This is a genomic window from Serratia sp. T13T92, from assembly GCF_047530105.1.
Classification (GTDB): domain Bacteria; phylum Pseudomonadota; class Gammaproteobacteria; order Enterobacterales; family Enterobacteriaceae; genus Chania; species Chania fonticola.
Window position 1 is genome coordinate 16,393 of sequence record NZ_JBLJAK010000006.1, and the last position, 21,059, is coordinate 37,451.

The window sequence follows — 21,059 nt, forward strand, 5'->3', positions numbered from 1 at the left end:
CTTGAAATAAAAATGGAAAAGACCAACACCGATCTCGATACCGCCTATGACCCAACCCAGATCGAACAGAAGCTGTACGATCACTGGGAAAGCCAGGGCTATTTCAAACCGAATGGCGATACCAGCCAGGAAAGTTTCTGCATCATGATCCCGCCGCCGAACGTTACCGGCAGCCTGCATATGGGCCACGCGTTCCAGCAGACCATCATGGACACCATGACCCGCTACCAGCGCATGCAGGGTAAAAATACCCTGTGGCAAGCCGGTACCGACCATGCCGGTATCGCGACCCAGATGGTGGTTGAGCGCAAGATCGCCGCAGAAGAAAATAAAACTCGCCATGATTATGGCCGCGACGCGTTTATCGACAAAATCTGGCAGTGGAAGGACGAGTCCGGCGGCACCATCACCCGCCAGATGCGCCGTCTGGGCAACTCCGTGGATTGGGAGCGCGAGCGCTTCACTATGGATGAAGGCCTGTCCAACGCGGTGAAAGAAGTGTTTGTCCGCCTGTACAAAGAAGACCTGATCTACCGTGGCAAACGCCTGGTGAACTGGGATCCAAAACTGCGCACCGCCATCTCCGATCTGGAAGTGGAAAACCGCGAGTCCAAAGGTTCCATGTGGCACCTGCGCTATCCGCTGGCCGATGGGGCAAAAACGGCGGAAGGCAAAGACTACCTGGTAGTAGCCACCACCCGTCCGGAAACCGTGCTGGGTGATACCGGCGTAGCGGTAAACCCGGAAGATCCACGCTACAAAGATCTGATTGGCAAAGAGATCATTCTGCCATTGGTGGGCCGCCGCATCCGCATCGTGGGTGACGAGCACGCCGATATGGAGAAAGGCACCGGCTGCGTGAAAATCACCCCGGCGCACGACTTCAACGACTATGAGGTTGGTAAGCGTCACGGCCTGCCGATGATCAACATCCTGAGCTTCGACGGTGACATCCTCGAAGTGGCAGAGGTGTTCGACACCCTGGGCGAAGCCAGCACCGCCTACAGCGGCGAGCTGCCAGCCCAGTTCCGTGGCCTGGAGCGCTTTGCTGCGCGTAAAGCCGTGGTTGCCGCCTTTGACGAACTCGGCCTGCTGGAAGAGATCAAACCTCACGACCTGACCGTACCTTACGGCGACCGTGGCGGCGTGGTTATCGAGCCAATGCTGACCGACCAATGGTACGTGCGTACCGCACCGCTGGCGAAAGTCGCGGTGGAAGCGGTTGAGCAAGGTGAGATCCAGTTCGTGCCCAAGCAGTACGAAAACATGTACTTCAGCTGGATGCGCGATATCCAGGACTGGTGTATCTCCCGTCAGCTGTGGTGGGGCCACCGCATCCCGGCCTGGTACGACGCCGAAGGCAAAGTGTACGTTGGCCGCACCGAAGAAGAAGTGCGCCGCGAAAACAACCTGGGTGCCGACGTGGCGTTGAACCAGGACGAAGACGTGCTGGATACCTGGTTCTCCTCCGGCCTGTGGACCTTCTCGACCCTGGGTTGGCCAGAGCAGACTCCAGATCTGAAGACCTTCCACCCGACCAGCGTGCTGGTCAGCGGCTTCGACATCATCTTCTTCTGGATTGCCCGCATGATCATGCTGACCATGCACTTCGTCAAAGATGAAAACGGCAAACCGCAGGTTCCGTTCAAGACCGTGTACATGACCGGCCTGATCCGCGACGACGAAGGGCAGAAGATGTCGAAGTCGAAGGGTAACGTCATCGATCCGCTGGATATGGTTGACGGTATCTCGCTGGAAGACCTGCTGGAGAAACGTACCGGCAACATGATGCAGCCGCAGCTGGCAGAGAAAATCCGCAAGCGCACCGAGAAGCAGTTCCCGAACGGCATCGAACCGCACGGCACCGACGCCCTGCGCTTCACCCTGGCAGCACTGGCCTCTACTGGCCGTGACATCAACTGGGACATGAAGCGCCTGGAAGGCTACCGCAACTTCTGTAACAAGCTGTGGAACGCCAGCCGCTTTGTACTGATGAACACTGAAGCGCACGACTGCGGCTTCAACGGTGGCGAAATGCAGCTCTCCTTGGCCGACCGCTGGATCCTGGCCGAATTCAACCGCACGGTGAAAGCCTACCGTGAGGCGCTGGACACCTATCGCTTCGATATCGCGGCAGGCATCCTGTACGAATTCACCTGGAACCAGTTCTGCGACTGGTATCTGGAATTGACCAAACCGGTCGTGATCAACGGCAGCGAAGCGGAACAGCGTGGCACACGTAATACGCTGATCACCGTGCTGGAAGCGTTGCTGCGCCTGGCGCACCCAATCATTCCATTTATCACCGAAACCATCTGGCAGCGCGTCAAGCCTCTGACCGGTGAAACCGCAGACACCATCATGCTGCAGCCGTTCCCGGCCTTCGATGCCGCGCTGGAAGACCAGCAGGCATTGAACGATCTGGAATGGATCAAGCAGGCGATCATCGCGGTGCGTAACATCCGCGCCGAGATGAACATCGCGCCAAGCAAACAGCTGGAAGTGCTGCTGCGTAACGCCAATGGTGATGCCCAACGCCGCGTACAGGAAAACCAGAGCTTTATCGAACGCCTGGCACGCCTGAGCTCTATCACCCTGCTGCCTGCAGGCGAGAAAGGCCCGGTTTCGGTCACCAAGCTGGTAGATGGTGCCGAACTGCTGATCCCGATGGCTGGCTTTATCGACAAGGATGCGGAAATCGCGCGCCTGTCGAAAGAGATGGGCAAGCTGGATGGTGAGATCGCGTCTATCGAAGGCAAGCTGTCCAACGAAGGCTTTGTGGCTCGCGCACCGGAAGCGGTGGTGGCCAAAGAGCGTGAGCGTCTGGCAGCCTGTAAAGAAGGTAAGCTGAAGCTACAGGAACAGCAGGCGACTATCGCCGCACTGTAATTCTGCAAACTACCGATCAAAAACAGCGGGTGATTTTTCCCCGCTGTTTTTTTATCGGCATTGCCAAGAGCCAGGCTTAAGTGTTATTACAAAGTATTATTGATGCGGTGCATTCCGTAATAACAACGAAATTCCTGGTCCCCTCAGGTTCCCTTTGATGGTGAGTGTAAACATGACAACAGCCACCCCAGTGCGCCTTCTGGTGCGCCCAATCACGGCCGACGATAATGCCGCTATTGCTCACGTCATTCGCGAAGTCTCCGCCGAGCATGGCCTGACGGCGGATAAAGGCTATACCGTTTCCGATCCCAATCTGGACGCTTTATACCAACTCTATAGCCAACCGCGCAGTGCTTACTGGGTGGTGGAGATAGACGGTCAGATTGCCGGTGGTGGTGGCGTTGCGCCGCTGCAGGGCGGTGAGATCGACGTTTGCGAATTACAGAAAATGTATTTCCTGCCGGTGCTGCGTGGCAAAGGTTTGGCAAAACGCCTGGCGCTGCAGGCGCTGGAGTTTGCCCGCCAGCAGGGGTTCGGCCGTTGTTATCTGGAAACGACCGCCACGTTGCAGCAGGCGATCGGTCTGTATGAACATCTTGGTTTTGAGCATATCGGCTGTGCCATGGGCAATACCGGCCACGGCGACTGCGAAGTCACCATGCTGAAGACGCTTTAACCGCCGCAATGGCCCCTCACCCTAACCCTCTCCCACAGGGAGAGGGGACCGAATGTGCCACAACTTAATAACGGTATACACCCTCGATATTCCCCCTGTTACCAATTAACTTCTTTACCTGACAACTGCGCCTATCGGCTCCCTCTCCTTGGGGAGAGGGTTGGGGTGAGGGAGAGAACACATCACTCACACAAAAATTATTAACATCAACACTATTCAAAAATTCGCACGGTAATTTTATATTTCAAACAGTTAAACTGATGCTCAGTTCTGTAATGTAAATTTATTGTGATATTCGTTAATAAATTAACGATCGTGAATTGACCTACCCTTCCTCTGAGTTACTCTGCCATGACAGTCTCCAACCATCACGCACAGGGAACGGTCATGTCAGAAAATAACTTCGATTACATCATTGTTGGCGCAGGCTCGGCGGGTTGCGTGCTGGCAGCCCAACTCATCCGCCGTACTCAGGCCCGCATCCTGCTGCTGGAAGCCGGTGGCGACGACAATAATCTGTTTATCAAAATGCCCGCCGGGGTCGCCAAGATCATCGCCAAGAAGAGCTGGCCGTATGAAACCGAGCCAGAGCCGCACGCCAATAACCGCCGCATGCAAATCGCCCAGGGCAAGGTGCTGGGTGGCAGTAGCTCGGTCAACGGGATGATCTATCTGCGTGGCCAACCGCAGGATTACGACGGCTGGGCGCAACAGTATGGCTGTACCGGCTGGAGCTATCAGGACGTACTGCCCTATTTTAAACGCGCAGAAGCCAATGAAAGCCTGGCGAATGAATATCACGGCACCGAAGGGTTGTTGCCCGTCAGCGAGAACCGTTATCGCCATCCACTCAGCATGGCATTTATCCGCGCGGGCCAGGAGTTGGACCTGCCCTACCGCAACGACTTTAATGGCGCTAGCCAACACGGCGTAGGGTTCTACCAAACCACCACCCACAATGGAGAACGCGCCAGCACCTCCCGCACCTATCTGCAAGCCGTGCGCGATAACTCGCGGCTAGTGGTGAAACTCAACGCGCTGGTGCATCGCGTCACGTTCGAAAACAACGTGGCAACTGGAGTGGTCTACAGCCTGAACGGTGGCAATGAGATCGTCGCCCACGCCAGCCAGGAAGTGATCCTTAGCGCCGGGGCGATTGGCTCACCGAAGATCCTGATGCTGTCCGGCATTGGTCCGCGCGAACATCTGGAGCAGTTGGGTATTACGCCGCTGGCCGATCTGCCGGTAGGCAAAAACTTCCACGATCATCTGCATATGTCGATTAACGTCAGCACCCGCGAACCAGTCAGCCTGTTCGGTGCCGATCGGGGATTACAGGCGTTACGCCACGGTGCAGAGTGGCTGGCGTTTCGCAGCGGTGTGTTGACCTCTAACGTACTGGAGGGGGCCGCCTTTGCAGACTCCCTGGGTAATGGCAGGCCAGACGTGCAGGTACATTTCCTGCCGATTCTGGACAGTTGGGACGACGTGCCCGGCGAACCGCTACCGGCGATCCACGGCATGTCGCTCAAGGTCGGCTATCTGCAACCCAAAGCGCGCGGTCAGGTGCAGCTACGTAGCCGCAACCCTGCCGATCCGGTCAAGCTCCAGGCCAACTACCTCGGTCATCCAGACGATATCGCGGGCAGCATTCGCGCGGTGAAATTTGGCCTGCGCTTCCTGGAAACCGCCTCTCTCAAGCCGCTGATTAAAGATCTGCTGATGCCACAACCGGCGTGGGTGAACGATGAGGCGCAGATGGAGGAGTTTGTGCGCAACTTCTGCAAGACGGTCTATCACCCAGTGGGTAGTTGCCGGATGGGGCAAAATACGGAGGACTCGGTGACCGACTTGCAGCTAAAAGTGCATGGCTTTGAACGCCTGCGTGTGGTCGACTGTTCGGTGATACCGCAGGTCACCAGCGGCAACACCAATGCCCCAACCATTATGCTGGCCGAGAAGGCGGTGGATTTGATATTGGGTGAATAGCCCAAATAGACAGCAAGCCGATGTTGGCTTGCTGTCAGCTACCCATTGCTGCAAATCACGTTAAAACCCCCCCTATTTACCTCCCCCTAATTCGCCAACAACCAGAAAAAATGTGATTGCGCTCATTAATCCAGCAAAAAGGGTTGAACGCAGGATGAAACACGGCCAATATAATCACAAATGCGAACACGATCCGAATATGCGGACAAAAAGGATAACTAATGAACAGTTTTATCTTCAACAACCCTGTCAAACTTCACGTTGGCCCTGGCAAATTTGCTCTGCTTGGTAGCATCGCTCAACAATACGGGAAGAAAGCACTGTTGGTCGTTTCTGATAACACCAAGTCCACGGGCCTACTCGCTCGGGCACAGGAAACCCTGGCTGCCGCCGGGGTGGCATTTGCCGTCTATGACAAATTTATGCAAAACCCGCTTTCCACACTGGTGGAAGCCGGTGCTGAAATGGCACGCCAGGAGCAATGCGATCTGGTGATTGGTATTGGTGGTGGCAGCGCAATGGATATGGCCAAAGGCATCGCGTTTTGTGCCTGCAATCCAGGCAGCATCTGGGATTATGTGTTTGGCAAAGCCCAGGCACAGAACGCACTGCCAAATATCCTGGTGCCGACCACGGCAGGCACAGGTAGCGAGGCTAACCGTACCGCCGTGTTCACCAACCCGGAAACCCATGATAAAAAAGGCTTGGTTAACCCGTTAATCTACCCGGTCGCCTCGATTGTTGACCCCGAACTGATGCTCACTCTGCCAAAACGCGTGATCGCCGGGCCGGGTGCCGACGTCTTGTTCCATGCCCTGGAGTCATATATCTCCCGGAATGCGCATCCAGTCAGTGAAATGCTCTCGCTGCGTGCGATAACCCTGCTGACACAGAACCTGCCACGCGTGTATGCCGATGTGACCGATTTGGCGGCATGGGAGCAGGTTTGCGTGGCGAGTACGCTTGCCGGAATGGCGATCGACTGTGCCGGTACGGCGCTGCCACATGCTCTGCAACACCCAATGGGCGGACTGCTTGACGTCGTTCATGCAGAAGGGATCGCCGCGGTTTATCCTGCTTTTATGGAATACACCTGGTCGGCCGCCCCCGAAAAATTTGCCGCCATTGCCTATGCCATGGGTGTGGATACTCGCGATATGTCCCTTGAACAAGCCGCTTACAGCAGCGTACAGGCCGTCACGTCATTGCTGTCATCAGTCAATATGCTCCCTTCCTTGACTGAACTGGGGGTGAAAGAAGAACACTTCGACTGGATTATCAATAACGTGCAAACCACCATGAAAGTGGTGCTGGAGAATAATCCACGAGTGCCGGATGCCGACACCCTGCGTGATATTTTACAACGTAGCCTTTAATGAAAAACATCAGCCTCAGCAGCGCTATTTAAAGGAGTGAGCATGTTTATTGTCATTGATTCAGGTTCGTCCACGACACGTATTTATCTGCTGGCATTCGCCGATAGTAAGATTATTGACAAGATCACGATCGGCGAAGGGGTAAACTCCACCGTCACTCATGGAGATAATAATCTATTACGTCAGGAGATGGTGCGTGGCGTAACGGAATTGTTGGCAAGAAACGGCAAGGCTCAGCAGGATATCACCTTTATTATTGCCTCAGGCATGATCACGTCAAACCTGGGTTTGCATGAGGTTCCCCATCTGGTTGCACCGGTCGGGATTGACGAATTGGCACAGCATACTGTGCCATTTGCTGCCAATGAGCTCCTGGCGTTGGATATTCCCGTCATGCTGATCCCTGGCGTTCGTAACCAGACGACTCCCTCATGGGATAATCTCAGCGGCATTGATCTGATGCGAGGTGAAGAGACTCAGGCTGTCGGGTTGCTGTTGGGTTATCAGCCCAAGCTCCCCTGTATCCTGATCGAGCTGGGTTCCACCACAAAATTGATTTCGATTAATCAACAGGGGAAAATTGCCGGCAGTATTACCTCCTTAAGCGGCCAGGTGTATGCAGCAATCCTGAAGCAGACCTTTGTCGCAGCCAGTGTTGCCACCACGCCAGAAGAAGAAGCGCAGGCAAAAATAGAGCCACAGATTATTGATGCTGCCTGCCAGTCCGTGCAGGAGAGCGGTTTATTACGCACAATATTGATGAGCCGATTCTTACAATTCGCGTTTCCGACCACAGCGCCGCAGCGCAAACTCTTCCTTGAAAGCGCCATGGCAGGTGACGATATCAACGTTTTTATTAATGCCCAACACCAGGGGTTTAATTTCCATGGCGAGATATTTTTAATCGGCCATGCGAGACGTTGTGAGATTTACCAGCACATTATTCGACAGCAGTTAAAAATAGATAGCCCACAGCGAATAATTTCCGATGAGCAGCAAATAGATCTGTTAGCGATAACCGGCGCCAGCGCTATTGCTAATACACTCCGCACCCTACGCTGATAATAATAACGAGAATGACATGTATATAATCACTATCGATACCGGCACAACCAACACCAGGGTATGTGCCTGGCAGGACCAACGGCTGTTAGCTGAAGCGGCACGCCCCATCGGCGTACGCGATACCGCCATCTCTGGCAGTACGGCAACGCTGATGAATGGCGTACGCGAAGCCGTTCAGGAAGCCAAAAATCTGGCCACGATACCGGCTGCTGAACGCGTGGTTTACCTATCATCGGGTATGATCACCTCCAACGTGGGATTATGTGAAATTCCGCATTTGTTGGCGCCTGCCGGGCTTGGCGAACTGGCTCAAGGCATGGTCTGCGCCAATCTGCCAGAAATCGCCGAGGAACCCATCTGGTTTGTACCAGGAGTTCGCAATCATGATTCTGCCGTCACGCTGGGTAATGCCGAGCAGATGGACATGATGCGTGGCGAAGAGACTGAAGCTATCGGTGTACTCGCCAGCCTGGACATCCACGGCCCGGCGCTGATTGTGCTGCCGGGTTCACACTCTAAATTCGTCAAGATAGATGCGCAGGACCGCATCGAAGGTTGTGTCACGACACTCGGTGGTGAACTGCTGGACGTGATTACCCGGCATACGATCCTGGCCAACTCCCTGGATCGGCAATTCGCTCAGGAGATTGAAGCCCCAGCCTTGCTGCAAGGTGCGAACCAATGCCGGCAAACGGGCTTGTCCCGCACCTGTTTTTCTGTGCGCGTTCTGGATATGTTCAGCCAACTTACGCTCAACCAGAAAGCCAATGTCCTGTTAGGAGCCGTGCTACAAGATGACCTGCAGGCGGTCAAAAATAGCGAGGCCTTTACGGTTACCCCGGATACTCACGTCGTGGTATGCGGCAAAGACACGCTTAAATTCGCTTTCGCTACTCTCATTGAAAATGACCCGTGGTTTAACGGGAAAGTTACCCTGGCATCGGTAGATCGTTCACTTTCCAGTTCTGGATTATTTGCCCTGGCTCACCACCGACAGATTATTTAATTCCTTTGTATCCTACACAAAATTAAAAGGTCTGATTATGAACACCATCGTTAATGAAAAAGTCATAACAAAAAAACGAGGAAATAAGCGCTGGTTTGTTGTATTCCTCTTATTGATTGGCGGTATTGTCAACTACCTCGATCGTGCCAGCCTCTCTATTGCTGCGCCCGATATGATGAAAGAACTTGAATTATCGAATACGGATATCGGATTGCTGGGTTCGGTCTTTGCGCTGATCTACGCGCTTTGCCAACTTCCTGCTGGTTGGCTGGTTGACCGCTTCGGCCCGAAAAAAGTGTACGGCTGGGCTGTCGGCTTATGGAGCGGTGCTACCATGCTAACCGGTGCTTGTAGCAGTATGGTGACACTGATTTTTGCCCGTGGACTGTTGGGGATAACCGAAGCCCCATGCTGGCCGGGAGCGGCGAAAATTACCGCTTCATGGTTCCCAAAAAGTGAACGTGCGTTGGCAACCGGATTCTGGGATGCCGCGTCCAAATGGGGGCCAGCCATCGCTCCGCCGATCCTGGTCGCTATCATTGTGCCACTCGGTTGGCGTGCGCTATTTTATATTGCTGGGGCAATAGGTTTTATTTTCGTCGTGTTTTTCATCTTCGCCTATCATCAGCCAGAGCAGCACCCTAACATTACCAAAGAAGAGCTGGACTATATTAAAGAAGGCGGTGGCGGCACAGCACAAAAACTGACGGGTGACGCTGAAAAAATCAGCTGGGGCGGTCTGTTTAAATATCGCTGTATCTGGGGAATGATTTTAGGTTGGTTCTGTTATGTGTGGATGATGAATATTTTCACTACATTCTTACCGCTCTATTTAATGAAAACCCAAAACATCCAATTTAAAGAGTTGGGCATTTACGCCAGTATTCCCTATTTCGGTGGGATTGTCGGCGCCATTGCCGGTGGTTACATCTCCAAGTGGCTGGTTGATAAACAGATTTTCACCGAATCCTTAAAAGCCAAGCGTGTCACCATCAGTGTCTCGGCACTGCTGGCTGGCGTCGCTGTTATTGCGGTGCCAATGGTAGATAGCCTGGCCGCCACCCTGACCTTGCTGGTGATTGCCATGGCGCTGCTCTCCTCGCTTTCGGCTACTGGCTGGGCATTACCTGGCGACGTCGCCCCGGCGTCCATGGTGGCCTCGGTTGGCAGCATCCAGAACTTCGGGGGCTATTTTGCCGGATCGTTATCACCGCTAGTGACCGGGTTAATTGCCGATGTCACTGGCTCATACACCTTGGCATTTGTCAGCGGTGGAATTATCGCAGCCTGCGCTGCACTGTGTTATTGGTTCATCGTCAAAGAACCGGTAACCGTAACGGATTGATGTCATCAGGGAGCCCGCTCCCTGATATTTCCCAAGAGGTTATCCATGATTAAACAACGCGTGATTCGCGCCATAGAAGAAACCGGCATGATTGCCATCGTTCGTGGCGTCGCGCCCGAGGGCATTATCCCCCTTGCCAATGCACTGTATGACGGCGGCATCCGAGTCATTGAGGTCACTTGTAACTCGACCCGGCACCTGGAAAGCATCAGCGCGCTTAAGCAGGAGATGGGAGACAGAATGTGTGTAGGCGCGGGGACGGTATTAAATCCGGTAATGGCACAGTTGGTGCTGGACGCCGGTGCCGATTTTGTCCTTTCCCCCGACTTCAACCCCGATGTGGTGATGATGGTGCACGAAAAGCAACGCCTGATGATCCCTGCGGTGATGACACCCTCGGAGATATTGCAGGCCTGCCGCCTGGGGGTAGATTTGTTAAAACTGTTCCCAGCCAACAGCCTCGGCGTTGATTATATGAAAGAGGTGTTAGGGCCGTTGGATAACCTATCCATGATCCCGGTTGGCGGGATTACGCTTGAAAACACCCGCGCATTTGCCAAGGCCGGTGCGTTTGCGATGGGTGTGGGGAGCGCACTGACTAATAAACAATGGATTGAGGCAGGCAACTGGGCAGCAATCACCCAGCAGGCACAAGCCTTTATCCAGGCGTTTCATGAGGGAAAACGGTCCTGACATCAGGACAGACAAGCTACGGTGAACAGCCGTAGCTTGGTTATTATTTAGCAGATCTGTATTCACCCTCGCTACCTCGTTATACTGCCAGCTATAACAATAACGGTGAGGTAAGCCCGTGTCTGAAAAGATAAATCGTTCGGTTGCCCGGGCGTTGGATATGCTGGAGTTGGTCGCAGCAAGCAAAAACGAACTGACCATTACCGAAATCAGCAAGCAACTGGGCATCCCCAAGAGCACTACCTTTGATATTCTCTACACCCTGCTCGATAAAGGTTATCTGGAGCAAGCCAACGAAAAGCAGAAGTCGTTTAAGCTGGGCGTAAAACTGTTCCAGACAGGGGCTTGTTACCTGGAGCAAACGCCTTTCCACAACGTCGCGCATGCAATGCTGGAAAAGCTCGCCGAAATCGCGGGGGAAACCGTGTTTCTGGCGTTGCTCAATAACGATGAGTTGGTGTATTTCGATAAAGTGGAAAGCCCCAACTCCGTCAGAACCTCCGCCAGAATTGGTTCGAACAACCCGCTGTACTGTACCGGCCTGGGTAAAGCGATCCTGGCAACCTTACCTGATGATGAGGTAAAAACCATTTTGGCCCGCACCGGCGGGTTGCAGGCCATCACGCCGTATACCGTGACTGATGAAGCGAAATTTTTCGCGATTTTAAATCAGGCACGCCAGCAGGGTTATGCCATTGACGATCGGGAACATAATGCCGAGGTGTTCTGCCTTGCCGCTCCAGTCTATAACTTTCGGGGTAAGGTTTACGCCGCTATCAGCGTCGCCAGCCTGTTTAACAAAATTAACCAGCAACCCGAAAAAATCGCCGCATTGGGGCAAATGATCTCTGATACCGCCCTGGAGCTCTCACAACGCATTGGCTACCGTGGCCAGCAGTTGTACTCCGATTTCCGACAGTAACCTGACCGGCCTTGCCTCTAGATGAGAAAGGCCGGATCGTGAAATTTTACGCCACCGGTACGCCGCTGTGGAAGCGGAACTCGGTGTCCGGTGAGCGGATCAGCTCCGCCTCCAGTTGACCAAAAAACGCCACGCGTTCACTGATATCGCCGCCGGCAATCTGCTCTGCCAGCGTCAGGTAATCCTGGTAATGGCGGGCTTCAGAACGCAGCAGCGAGACGTAAAACCGGTTCAGCTCATCGTCCAGGAACGGGGCCAGCTTGGCGAAGCGTTCGCAGGAGCGGGCCTCGATATACGCGCCGCAGATCAGCTTATCGATCAGAGTGGCCGGATCGTGAGTGCGCACCTCGCGGATCATGCTTTTGGCATAGCGGCTGGCGGTGATCTTTCTATAAGGGATCTGTCGAGCCTGCATGATCTCCAGCACCTGCGAGAAGTGATGCAGCTCTTCTTTGATCAACAACACCATTTTGTCGACCAGATCTTGGCCATAGGCCGAGCCATTCTTCGGTAGGATCTTCCTGGTAAACGCGCTCTGACGGAACAGCTCTTCTGGTACTTCCTGCGCCTCGTGCACAAACGCCTCATAGGGCCTCAGCAGCGCCAACAGGGCATCGCCACTCTCTTTATCGGCCACATAGCGGCGGATCAGCCACATGCCGGTCTGCGCCGCTTTTAGCTCGCATACCAGGTGGTCGGTCAGCAACAGTGGCAGGTTTTCCGGGCGACGGGCCGCTTCGATCCATCCATCCGGGGTTTCACAGTGCAGGAAGTTTAAAATCGGGGATAACAGAGATTGGTATTTCATCGGGTTCTATCAGGGGCCAGCTTGCGCCAGCCCGCAGGATTTAATTAATGACGTTTGCCGTCGTCGTCTTCATCGATAAAGTCGCCGTCTTCTTCGTCGTCGCCTTCTTCACCGTTCGGATCTTCATAGTAGGTGCCCCAACCGTCGTAATTGACACCGCATTTTTCTGCCAGTGCCACCAGTTGTTCTACCTGGCTGTCGATCAGCTCGGCATTCAGCGCAACTTCGCTGATCACGTCACAGCACATCACCATGGAGCCATCTTCCACTTCCAGCTCTTCGGCATCGGTCACTTCGTAGCCCAGCTTGAAGGCTTCCACGGCGGCCTGCTCCAAAACTTCAAACTTTTCGGCAGAGAAATGGTGCTCGATAGTGTAGAGCGCATCCGGATCGCTGCCGTCTTCCAGCAGTTCTTCGATGATCAGGCGGGTTTCTTCACGTTGTTCTTCCAGCAATTCGCGGTTTGCCATGCCTCTATCCTCAATAAAATGGGCTTCGTTACTTCTATTTTCACACACCGCTGTCACCGCTGCCACGATAAACGTGAAAGATTTCTGCTTCGGGGTTGAAATTGAATATTCATACATATAAAGTGAATTTAAATTCAGTCAAAACGATAGGGATTTACGGAGATGAGCCAGATGAACCCGTTCTACAGTCGTCACTTTTTGAGATTAATGGATTTTACCCCCAGTGAGATCCAGTCCTTGTTGCAGTTGGCCGCCAATTTGAAGCAGGCCAAGAAGCAAGGCCAGGAAACCCGCCATCTGCAAGGCAAGAACATTGCGCTCATCTTCGAAAAAGACTCCACCCGTACCCGATGCTCTTTCGAAGTTGCCGCATTCGATCAGGGCGCTCAGGTGACCTACCTTGGCCCAAGCGGCAGCCAGATCGGCCATAAAGAGTCGATGAAAGACACCGCCCGCGTGCTGGGCCGGATGTACGACGGTATTCAATATCGCGGTTTTGGCCAGTGCCTGGTGGAAACCTTGGCAGAACACGCTGGTGTGCCGGTGTGGAATGGCCTGACCAATGAGTTCCACCCTACCCAGTTGCTGGCGGATCTGCTCACCGTGCGTGAACATCTGCCGGGGAAAGCGTTGAGCGAGGTGAAATTCGCCTACATTGGCGATGCACGTAACAATATGGGCAACACCCTGTTGGAAGCCGCCGCGCTGGTGGGAATGGATCTGCGGTTGGTCGCGCCAAAGGCCTGTTGGCCGCAGGCCGAGCTGGTTGCTGAATGCCAGGCGCTGGCACAGCAGACCGGCGGTAAAATCACCCTGACGGAAGATATTGCCGAAGGCGTGCAAGGTGCCGATTTCCTGTATACCGACGTTTGGGTTTCCATGGGGGAAGCCAAAGAAGTCTGGCAGGAGCGGATTGCCCTGCTCAGGCCGTATCAGGTGAATATGGCGATGGTGAAACTGACCGGTAATCCACAGGTGAAGTTCCTGCACTGCCTGCCAGCATTCCATGACGATCAAACCACGTTGGGTAAACAGATGGCCGAGCTGTATGGCATGCACGGCGGTATGGAAGTGACCAACGAGGTGTTCGAGTCGGAGCACAGCATCGTGTTCGATCAGGCAGAGAACCGCCTGCACACTATCAAGGCAGTGATGGTCGCCACGCTGAGCAAAACCCTATAAATCGCCCTCTCCAAAAACCCTTCTTATAGAAGGGTTCAGATTGCTGACAAAGTGGCAATATTGCTGAATTGGTCGGGATCTATCTATACTAGTATTTGCTAACCCATTGATTATCAAGACGGGCGCAGCATGCAGCGCCCCTACGTTGTAAGCCCGGTGAGAGTTTATCAGCAGTCTCGTTTATTCTGGTTAATCCCCCTTCTGGCTCTATAGTCTTTTTCGTTATTGCTAATAACTTATTGGCCTTTGCCTGTTTTTTACCAACGTTCTACCGTGGCATTCTGGCGGCGGAAATGCCGTAAAAAACTAATGAGAACAACCTCTTCTCCGTTCTGGTTTACCGGCACATTTAAGGGAAAACGTCTATGAAAGCCAAAGTCTTGCCACTGTTTATTCTTGCCGCCCTCTCCACCACTGCACTGGCCGCCACGCCGCCGAATACGCTGGTGGTGGTGCAGTCACTGGATGATATTGTCAGCCTGGATCCGGCGGAGGCCAATGAGCTTTCCAGCATCCAGACCGTGCCCAGCCTCTATCAGCGTCTGGTGCAGGCCGATCGTGATAATCCGGCCAAGGTGATCCCGGTACTGGCCGAAAGCTGGCAGGATGATGCCGCCGCCAAGACCCTGACGATCAAGCTACGCCCACAGGCAGCGTTTTCCTCCGGTAACCCGCTGACCGCCGACGACGTGATTTTCTCTTACACCCGCGCGGTGAAGATGAACAAGTCACCGGCGTTTATCCTCAACGTTCTCGGCTGGCAGCCGGACAACATCGAACAGCAGTTGAAGAAGATTGACGACCATACCGTGCAACTGAGCTGGACGGCAGACGTCAGCCCGGCGGTGGCCCTGAATATCCTCTCGACGCCGATCGCCTCAATCGTCGACAGTAAAGCCGTGCAGCCCAACGTGAAGAGTGATGACTTTGGCAATGCCTGGTTGAAGATGCACTCTGCGGGTAGCGGCCCGTTCAAGATGCGGGTTTACCAGCCACATCAGGCGATCGTGCTGGACGCCAACCCAACCTCACCGGGCGATAAGCCACTGCTGAGCAACATCATTATCAAGAACGTGCCAGACCCAAGCGCGCGCCGCCTGCTGATCCAGCAAGGGGATGCCGACGTGGCGCGTGAACTCGGCCCGGATCAAACCGCCGCGCTGAAAAGCCAGGCGGGTGTGAAGGTGCTGGAAATCCCTTCCGCCGAGCAGAACTATCTGGTGTTCAACACCGGAAATACCGCCAACCCGCTGCTGAAGAACCCGGCCTTCTGGGAAGCAGCCCGCTATCTGGTGGATTATCAGGGCATCACCAAAGATCTGCTGAAAGGGCAATACTTCGTCCATCAAAGCTTCCTGCCGGTCGGCCTGCCGGGGGCGCTGGAAGATAACCCGTTCAGCTTCGATCCGGCCAAAGCCAAGGCGATCCTGGAAAAAGCCGGGATCACCAACGCCAGCCTGACGCTGGACGTGGAAAACAAACCGCCGTTTATCACCATCGCTCAGTCGCTACAGGCCAGCTTTGCCCAAGGTGGAGTGAAGCTCGATCTGTTGCCTGCCGCCGGTAGCCAGGTCTATGCCCGCGTACGCGCCAAGCAGCATCAGGCAGCGATCCGCTTGTGGATCCCGGATTACTTCGATGCGCACTCCAATGCCAGCGCCTTCGCCTATAACGATGGCAAAAGCAGCACGGTAGCCGGACTGAACAGTTGGCAGCTCCCTGAGTTGAGCAAACAAACGCTGGCAGCAGTCGCTGAGGCCGATCCAGCCAAACGCACCGCGCTCTATACCGCCATGCAGCAGGAATTACAGCGTAGCTCGCCGTATGTGTTTATCGATCAGGCCAAAACGCAGGTGGTGCTGCGCGATAACGTCAAAGGCTATCAACAGGGCCTGAATGCGGATATGGTCTATTACGATCGCGTTAGCAAATAATCAGGATTGTCATGTCGGTAGCAATAAAATCCACGCCGGGAAGCCGTTCCCGGCGTCGTCTTTGGGGATTGGCGCAGGGGCTGCTCACGCTGGCGCTGACCCTGTTCGGCCTGCTGTTGATCACCTTCCTACTGTCTGCCCTGTCGCCGGTGGATCGCGTGTTGCAGATCGTCGGCGATCACGCCAGCGCGGCCACCTATGAGCAGGTAAAACAGCAGCTTGGTCTGGATCGCTCTTTGCCGGTGCAGTTCTGGCACTATCTGGAACGGCTGGCCCATGGCGATCTCGGCACCGCCAGCGCCACCGGCCAGCCAGTGTTGCTGGATTTGCTGCATGCCTTCCCGGCCACGTTGGAATTGGCCACACTCTCGTTGGTGATTGGTGCCCCGCTCGGCGTGCTGGCTGGCATCTTGTGTGCGCGTTTTGCCGGTAGCAAGCTGGATATCGGCGTGCGCTTTATTACCCTGCTCGGCAACTCGGTGCCCATCTTCTGGCTGGGGCTGCTGATGCTGTTGCTGTTCTACGCCAAGCTACAGTGGAGCGCCGGGCCGGGGCGGTTGGACGATATCTACCAATACACCGTCGAGGCCAAAACCGGCTTCGCGCTGATTGATACCTGGCTTTCCGGCGATGCGGGGGCCGTGCGCAATGCGTTAGCACATCTGGTGCTGCCGGTTTGCCTGCTGGCTTATTATTCGTTAGCCAGCATTACCCGCCTGACCCGTTCCGCCTGCCTGAGCGAACTGAATAAAGAGTACATCACCCTGGCGCGCGCCAAAGGGGCCAGTGAGATGCGCATCATGTTCCGCCACGTGCTGCCCAATATCAGCGGCACCCTGCTGACAGTGATCGCTCTTGCCTATACCAGCATGCTGGAGGGAGCGGTTCTGACCGAAACCGTGTTCTCCTGGCCGGGTATTGGCCGCTATCTCACCACTGCGCTGTTTGCCGGGGACACCACCGCCATCATGGGCGGCACGCTGCTGATTGGCCTGTGCTTTGTGATTATCAACAACCTCACCGACCTGCTGGTGCGGTTGCTCGATCCGAGGGCGCGCCAATGACTATGACGCTACTTAAACGTTCGCCCTCCGCCACCTGCGGAGCCACCATTCTGCTGTTACTGGTGTTGATAGCGCTGTTCGCTCCTTGGTTGGCACCTGTTGATCCCAACTGGCAAAACGCCGCCAACCGCTTATTACCGCCGGGGGCTGGCCACTGGCTTGGCACCGACAGCTATGGCCGCGACGTGCTTTCACGCCTGATCTACGGCACCCGGCCAACCCTTGGGCTGGTGCTGCTGGTCACGGCCATCACCCTGCCGCTCGGCCTGCTGATTGGTGTACTATCCGGCTATTACGGCGGCTGGCTGGAGCGAGTGCTGATGCGCTTTACCGACGTGGTCATGTCGATGCCACGGCTGATCCTGGCCTTCGCCTTTGTGGCGATGCTCGGCCCTGGGCTCGTCAACGGCGCGCTAGCGTTAGCGCTCACCACCTGGCCCGCCTATGCTCGCCAGGCCAGAGCCGAGATCCAACTGCTGCGTAAAAGCGACTACCTGGCCGCCGCCGAGATGATGGGCATTCAGGGGCCGCGCCTGCTGTGGGGCCATATTCTGCCCATGTGCCTGCCCTCTGCCGTCGTTCGCCTTGCTTTGGATCTGGCGGGGATTATTCTGGCCGCCGCCGGTCTGGGGTTCCTGGGGCTGGGTGCCCGACCGCCGATGGCGGAATGGGGATCGATGGTAGCCGACGGGATGCAAGTGATCTTCGATCAGTGGTGGATCGCAGCGATCCCTGGCTGTGCGATCCTGATCAGCAGCCTGGCGTTTAACCTGCTGGGCGACGGCCTGCGCGACTTACTGGATCCGCATCATGACTGAACCACTGCTGGCAGCACAGAACCTGAATATCGAATTTAACGGCCACAAGGTGGTGGATAGCCTTTCTTTCAGCATTGGCCGGGAGAAAGTGGCGCTGGTGGGGGAATCAGGTTCCGGCAAATCCATGACCGCCCGCGCCCTGATGGGGCTGGTACGTAAGCCGGGCATCGTCACCGCCGAAAAACTGCACTATCGTGAGACCGATTTACTGAAGCTGCAACCACGCCAATGGAACGAGGTACGCGGCGCCAAAATTGCCATGGTGCTGCAAGATCCGCGCTATGCATTGAATCCAGTACGCAGCATTGGTAAGCAGATCGAAGAATCCCTGGTACTGCACAACGCACTAACCCGGGCCGATCGCCATGAGCGTGTGCTGAACTCACTGGCCGCCGTCGGCTTGCCGGAGAGCCTCTATCACAGCTACCCCGGCCAGCTTTCCGGCGGCATGGGGCAACGTGCCATGTTGGCGATTGCGCTGGTCAACGATCCGCAACTGCTGATTGCCGATGAGCCAACCTCGGCGCTGGATGCCAGATTGCGTAATCAGATCCTCGATCTGATCGTCGAACAAACCACGCGGCGTAACATGGGGCTGTTGCTGATCAGCCACGATCTGCCGCTGGTGGCCGAGCGCTGCGACCGGGTATTGGTGATGTATCAGGGCAAGCTGGTGGATCAGGGGATCGCGGCCAACCTGCCGCTAGCCACCCATCCTTATACCCGCACGCTGTGGGCCTGCCGCCCCAATGCCAGCACCTACGGCCAGGATCTGCCAGTATTGGATCGCAGCATCGATTTTACCCGGAGCGAACATGGCGCTGATTGAAATTGAAAATTTGCAGGTCAGCTTCCCGCAGGACAACGGCCATAAGATCGCTGTGGAGTCGGTCAGCTTTGGCGTTGAGGCGGGGGAAACCTTCAGCCTGATTGGGGCTTCAGGCTGCGGCAAATCTACCGTGCTGCGCGTGCTGGCCGGTTTGCAACGTGAATGGCGCGGAGAAGTTCGCTTGCTCGGCCAGCCTCTGCAACCACAGCAACGGTTCACCGGCCAATTACGCCGCGACGTGCAGATGGTGTTTCAAGATCCCTACGCTTCGTTACATCCGCAGCATCAGATTGCCCGTACGCTGGGTGAACCGTTGAAGATCCACGGTGAAAAACACATTGCGGCGCGGATCGACGAAGCCTTGCGGCAGGTAGGGCTGAGCGAGGCCACGGCACAGCGTTATCCCCACCAGCTTTCCGGTGGCCAGCGCCAGCGCGTTGCTATCGCCCGTGCCTTGCTGTTGCGGCCTAAGCTGCTGCTATTGGATGAGCCCACCTCGGCGCTGGATATGTCAGTACAGGCTGAGATCCTCAACCTGCTCAACCATCTCAAACGCGAGCATGGCATGACCTATCTGCTGGTCAGTCACGACGGCGACGTGATAGCCCATATGTCCGAACGCGCCGCCCTGATGGAAAACGGCCACATCGTGCAGCATTACGACCGGGCTGCCTTACAGGCCGGTGAGCATATGCATGATTAAGCGCTAGCGGCAGCATGGCCAAACAACCAGACACCAAGTTCTACTCGCAGCGGTAATCATCAAGCCAATCGATTGCGAAATCGCAAAAAGTGGTGTTTTTACCCTTGCAGAGAAAAAAAGCGCGAGTATAATGCGCGACAATTTGCCAGGAGAAAGCATGAAAAACGAGCTTTGTTTTGTTCGCCACACTCGACAAGACCGCCAGCCAATCGGCGGGCAACTGCCGTTATTTCCCCTGTTGCATGAATCATCATTTAAAGCCCCTCGTTGAGGGGCTTTTTTTTGTCCAAAGCATTGCTATTACATTGAAAAGCCCCGCGCCAAGGGCACGAGTCGAGGAGAGTGAACATGGCCAATCCGCTGTATCGCAAGAACATCATCTCTATTAACGATCTCAGCCGTGAAGATCTGGAGCTGGTGCTCAGCACCGCCGCCAGCCTGAAAGCTAACCCGCAGCCGGAGCTGCTCAAACACCTGGTGATCGCCAGCTGCTTCTTTGAAGCGTCTACGCGTACCCGCCTGTCGTTTGAGACCGCCATCCAGCGCCTGGGGGCTTCGGTGGTCGGCTTCTCCGACAGCAGCAACACCTCCCTCGGCAAAAAGGGCGAAACGCTGGCCGATACCATCTCGGTGATCAGCACCTACGTTGATGCCATCGTGATGCGCCATCCGCAGGAAGGGGCTTCCCGTCTGGCCGCTGAATTCTCTGGCGGTATCCCGGTGTTGAACGCCGGTGACGGCTCGAACCAGCACCCAACCCAAACGCTGCTGGATCTGTTCACCATCCAGGAAACCCAGGGCCGCCTGAGCAATATCAATATCGCCATGGTCGGCGACCTGAAATATGGCCGTACCGTGCACTCACTCACCCAGGCACTGGCAAAATACGAAGGGAATCACTTCTTCTTCATCGCACCAGACGCCCTGGCGATGCCGAGCTATATCCTGAAGATGCTGGACGAAAAAGGCATCTCTTACAGTCGCCACAACAGCATTGAAGAAGTGGTGCCGGAACTGGATATTCTGTATATGACCCGCGTGCAGAAAGAGCGCCTGGACCCGTCCGAATACGCCAACGTGAAGGCGCAGTTCATCCTGCGGGCTTCCGATCTGGCCGGTGCCCGGGACAACATGAAGGTGCTGCATCCACTGCCGCGCATCGATGAGATTGCCATTGAGGTGGACAAGACACCGTATGCCCACTATTTCCAACAGGCAGGCAACGGTATTTACGCCCGTCAGGCGCTGTTGGCACTGGTTTTAAACGCAGATTTGGCTCTTTAAGGGGGA

At 55.3% G+C, this 21,059-nt stretch carries 18 protein-coding genes; 16 read left to right on the forward strand and 2 right to left on the reverse strand.

Annotated features, from left to right (window positions below):
* The first annotated feature begins 12 nt into the window (after positions 1-12).
* From ACMV5I_RS08570 to ACMV5I_RS08610, 9 genes are all read left to right on the forward strand, one after another.
* Positions 13-2,889, forward strand: coding sequence for a valine--tRNA ligase (locus ACMV5I_RS08570; RefSeq protein ID WP_024529413.1), 2,877 nt, complete (start codon positions 13-15; stop codon positions 2,887-2,889).
* Positions 2,890-3,061: 172 nt separating this feature from the next.
* Positions 3,062-3,565, forward strand: a complete 504-nt coding sequence (locus ACMV5I_RS08575) for a GNAT family N-acetyltransferase (RefSeq protein ID WP_414824130.1) — start codon at positions 3,062-3,064, stop codon at positions 3,563-3,565.
* 387 nt (positions 3,566-3,952) lie between these two features.
* Positions 3,953-5,554: a GMC family oxidoreductase gene (locus tag ACMV5I_RS08580; RefSeq protein WP_414824131.1), complete on the forward strand. Its 1,602-nt coding sequence runs from the start codon at positions 3,953-3,955 to the stop codon at positions 5,552-5,554.
* Positions 5,555-5,775: 221 nt separating this feature from the next.
* Positions 5,776-6,930, forward strand: a complete 1,155-nt coding sequence (locus tag ACMV5I_RS08585; RefSeq protein WP_414824132.1) for an iron-containing alcohol dehydrogenase — start codon at positions 5,776-5,778, stop codon at positions 6,928-6,930.
* Positions 6,931-6,972: 42 nt separating this feature from the next.
* Positions 6,973-7,992: a 2-dehydro-3-deoxygalactonokinase gene (locus tag ACMV5I_RS08590; RefSeq protein WP_414824133.1), complete on the forward strand. Its 1,020-nt coding sequence runs from the start codon at positions 6,973-6,975 to the stop codon at positions 7,990-7,992.
* A 19-nt stretch (positions 7,993-8,011) separates the two neighbouring features.
* Positions 8,012-9,001, forward strand: coding sequence for a 2-dehydro-3-deoxygalactonokinase (locus tag ACMV5I_RS08595; RefSeq protein ID WP_024485832.1), 990 nt, complete (start codon positions 8,012-8,014; stop codon positions 8,999-9,001).
* 37 nt (positions 9,002-9,038) lie between these two features.
* Entirely contained in the window at positions 9,039-10,346 is a 1,308-nt protein-coding gene (locus ACMV5I_RS08600) for an MFS transporter (protein ID WP_414824134.1), read from the forward strand.
* Positions 10,347-10,391: 45 nt separating this feature from the next.
* Entirely contained in the window at positions 10,392-11,039 is a 648-nt protein-coding gene (locus ACMV5I_RS08605; RefSeq protein WP_024485834.1) for a bifunctional 4-hydroxy-2-oxoglutarate aldolase/2-dehydro-3-deoxy-phosphogluconate aldolase, read from the forward strand.
* Positions 11,040-11,157: 118 nt separating this feature from the next.
* Entirely contained in the window at positions 11,158-11,961 is an 804-nt protein-coding gene (locus tag ACMV5I_RS08610) for an IclR family transcriptional regulator (RefSeq protein WP_024485835.1), read from the forward strand.
* A gap of 46 nt (positions 11,962-12,007) precedes the next feature.
* Here the strand turns inward: ACMV5I_RS08610 and miaE are convergent, their stop codons facing one another.
* A complete protein-coding gene (gene miaE, locus ACMV5I_RS08615) occupies positions 12,008-12,769 on the reverse strand; it encodes a tRNA isopentenyl-2-thiomethyl-A-37 hydroxylase MiaE (protein ID WP_021807809.1) in 762 nt (253 codons plus the stop codon).
* Between the two features lie 44 nt (positions 12,770-12,813).
* Positions 12,814-13,239: a ribonuclease E inhibitor RraB gene (gene rraB / locus ACMV5I_RS08620; protein ID WP_166733982.1), complete on the reverse strand. Its 426-nt coding sequence runs from the start codon at positions 13,237-13,239 to the stop codon at positions 12,814-12,816.
* A 162-nt stretch (positions 13,240-13,401) separates the two neighbouring features.
* Between rraB and argF the strand changes: the two genes are divergently transcribed.
* The 7 genes from argF to pyrB all read left to right on the forward strand — a co-directional run bounded on the left by argF (position 13,402) and on the right by pyrB (position 21,053).
* Entirely contained in the window at positions 13,402-14,421 is a 1,020-nt protein-coding gene (gene argF / locus ACMV5I_RS08625; protein WP_414824136.1) for an ornithine carbamoyltransferase, read from the forward strand.
* A 365-nt stretch (positions 14,422-14,786) separates the two neighbouring features.
* Entirely contained in the window at positions 14,787-16,355 is a 1,569-nt protein-coding gene (locus ACMV5I_RS08630) for an ABC transporter substrate-binding protein (RefSeq protein ID WP_414824137.1), read from the forward strand.
* Between the two features lie 11 nt (positions 16,356-16,366).
* Positions 16,367-17,419, forward strand: a complete 1,053-nt coding sequence (locus ACMV5I_RS08635) for an ABC transporter permease (RefSeq protein ID WP_414824138.1) — start codon at positions 16,367-16,369, stop codon at positions 17,417-17,419.
* Positions 17,416-18,237: an ABC transporter permease gene (locus ACMV5I_RS08640; protein WP_024483417.1), complete on the forward strand. Its 822-nt coding sequence runs from the start codon at positions 17,416-17,418 to the stop codon at positions 18,235-18,237. Before ACMV5I_RS08635 ends, ACMV5I_RS08640 begins: the two co-directional genes overlap by 4 nt.
* A complete protein-coding gene (locus ACMV5I_RS08645; RefSeq protein ID WP_414824139.1) occupies positions 18,230-19,066 on the forward strand; it encodes an ABC transporter ATP-binding protein in 837 nt (278 codons plus the stop codon). The genes ACMV5I_RS08640 and ACMV5I_RS08645 overlap by 8 nt, the downstream gene beginning before the upstream one ends.
* Positions 19,053-19,769 carry an ABC transporter ATP-binding protein gene (locus ACMV5I_RS08650; protein ID WP_414824140.1) on the forward strand — a complete coding sequence of 239 codons (717 nt, stop codon included), beginning with the start codon at positions 19,053-19,055 and terminating at the stop codon, positions 19,767-19,769. The genes ACMV5I_RS08645 and ACMV5I_RS08650 overlap by 14 nt, the downstream gene beginning before the upstream one ends.
* Positions 19,770-20,117: 348 nt before the next feature.
* Positions 20,118-21,053: an aspartate carbamoyltransferase gene (gene pyrB, locus ACMV5I_RS08655; RefSeq protein ID WP_024483414.1), complete on the forward strand. Its 936-nt coding sequence runs from the start codon at positions 20,118-20,120 to the stop codon at positions 21,051-21,053.
* Positions 21,054-21,059 lie beyond the last annotated feature (6 nt).

Bases quoted from the DNA above. Each gene is read 5' to 3' on its own strand.
- ACMV5I_RS08570 (WP_024529413.1), top strand. From the start codon at position 13: ATGGAAAAGACCAACACCGATCTCGATACCGCCTATGACCCAACCCAG.
- ACMV5I_RS08575 (WP_414824130.1), top strand. From the start codon at position 3,062: ATGACAACAGCCACCCCAGTGCGCCTTCTGGTGCGCCCAATCACGGCC.
- ACMV5I_RS08580 (WP_414824131.1), top strand. From the start codon at position 3,953: ATGTCAGAAAATAACTTCGATTACATCATTGTTGGCGCAGGCTCGGCG.
- ACMV5I_RS08585 (WP_414824132.1), top strand. From the start codon at position 5,776: ATGAACAGTTTTATCTTCAACAACCCTGTCAAACTTCACGTTGGCCCT.
- ACMV5I_RS08590 (WP_414824133.1), top strand. From the start codon at position 6,973: ATGTTTATTGTCATTGATTCAGGTTCGTCCACGACACGTATTTATCTG.
- ACMV5I_RS08595 (WP_024485832.1), top strand. From the start codon at position 8,012: ATGTATATAATCACTATCGATACCGGCACAACCAACACCAGGGTATGT.
- ACMV5I_RS08600 (WP_414824134.1), top strand. From the start codon at position 9,039: ATGAACACCATCGTTAATGAAAAAGTCATAACAAAAAAACGAGGAAAT.
- ACMV5I_RS08605 (WP_024485834.1), top strand. From the start codon at position 10,392: ATGATTAAACAACGCGTGATTCGCGCCATAGAAGAAACCGGCATGATT.
- miaE (WP_021807809.1), bottom strand. From the start codon at position 12,769: ATGAAATACCAATCTCTGTTATCCCCGATTTTAAACTTCCTGCACTGT.
- rraB (WP_166733982.1), bottom strand. From the start codon at position 13,239: ATGGCAAACCGCGAATTGCTGGAAGAACAACGTGAAGAAACCCGCCTG.
- argF (WP_414824136.1), top strand. From the start codon at position 13,402: ATGAGCCAGATGAACCCGTTCTACAGTCGTCACTTTTTGAGATTAATG.
- ACMV5I_RS08630 (WP_414824137.1), top strand. From the start codon at position 14,787: ATGAAAGCCAAAGTCTTGCCACTGTTTATTCTTGCCGCCCTCTCCACC.
- ACMV5I_RS08635 (WP_414824138.1), top strand. From the start codon at position 16,367: ATGTCGGTAGCAATAAAATCCACGCCGGGAAGCCGTTCCCGGCGTCGT.
- ACMV5I_RS08640 (WP_024483417.1), top strand. From the start codon at position 17,416: ATGACTATGACGCTACTTAAACGTTCGCCCTCCGCCACCTGCGGAGCC.
- ACMV5I_RS08645 (WP_414824139.1), top strand. From the start codon at position 18,230: ATGACTGAACCACTGCTGGCAGCACAGAACCTGAATATCGAATTTAAC.
- ACMV5I_RS08650 (WP_414824140.1), top strand. From the start codon at position 19,053: ATGGCGCTGATTGAAATTGAAAATTTGCAGGTCAGCTTCCCGCAGGAC.
- pyrB (WP_024483414.1), top strand. From the start codon at position 20,118: ATGGCCAATCCGCTGTATCGCAAGAACATCATCTCTATTAACGATCTC.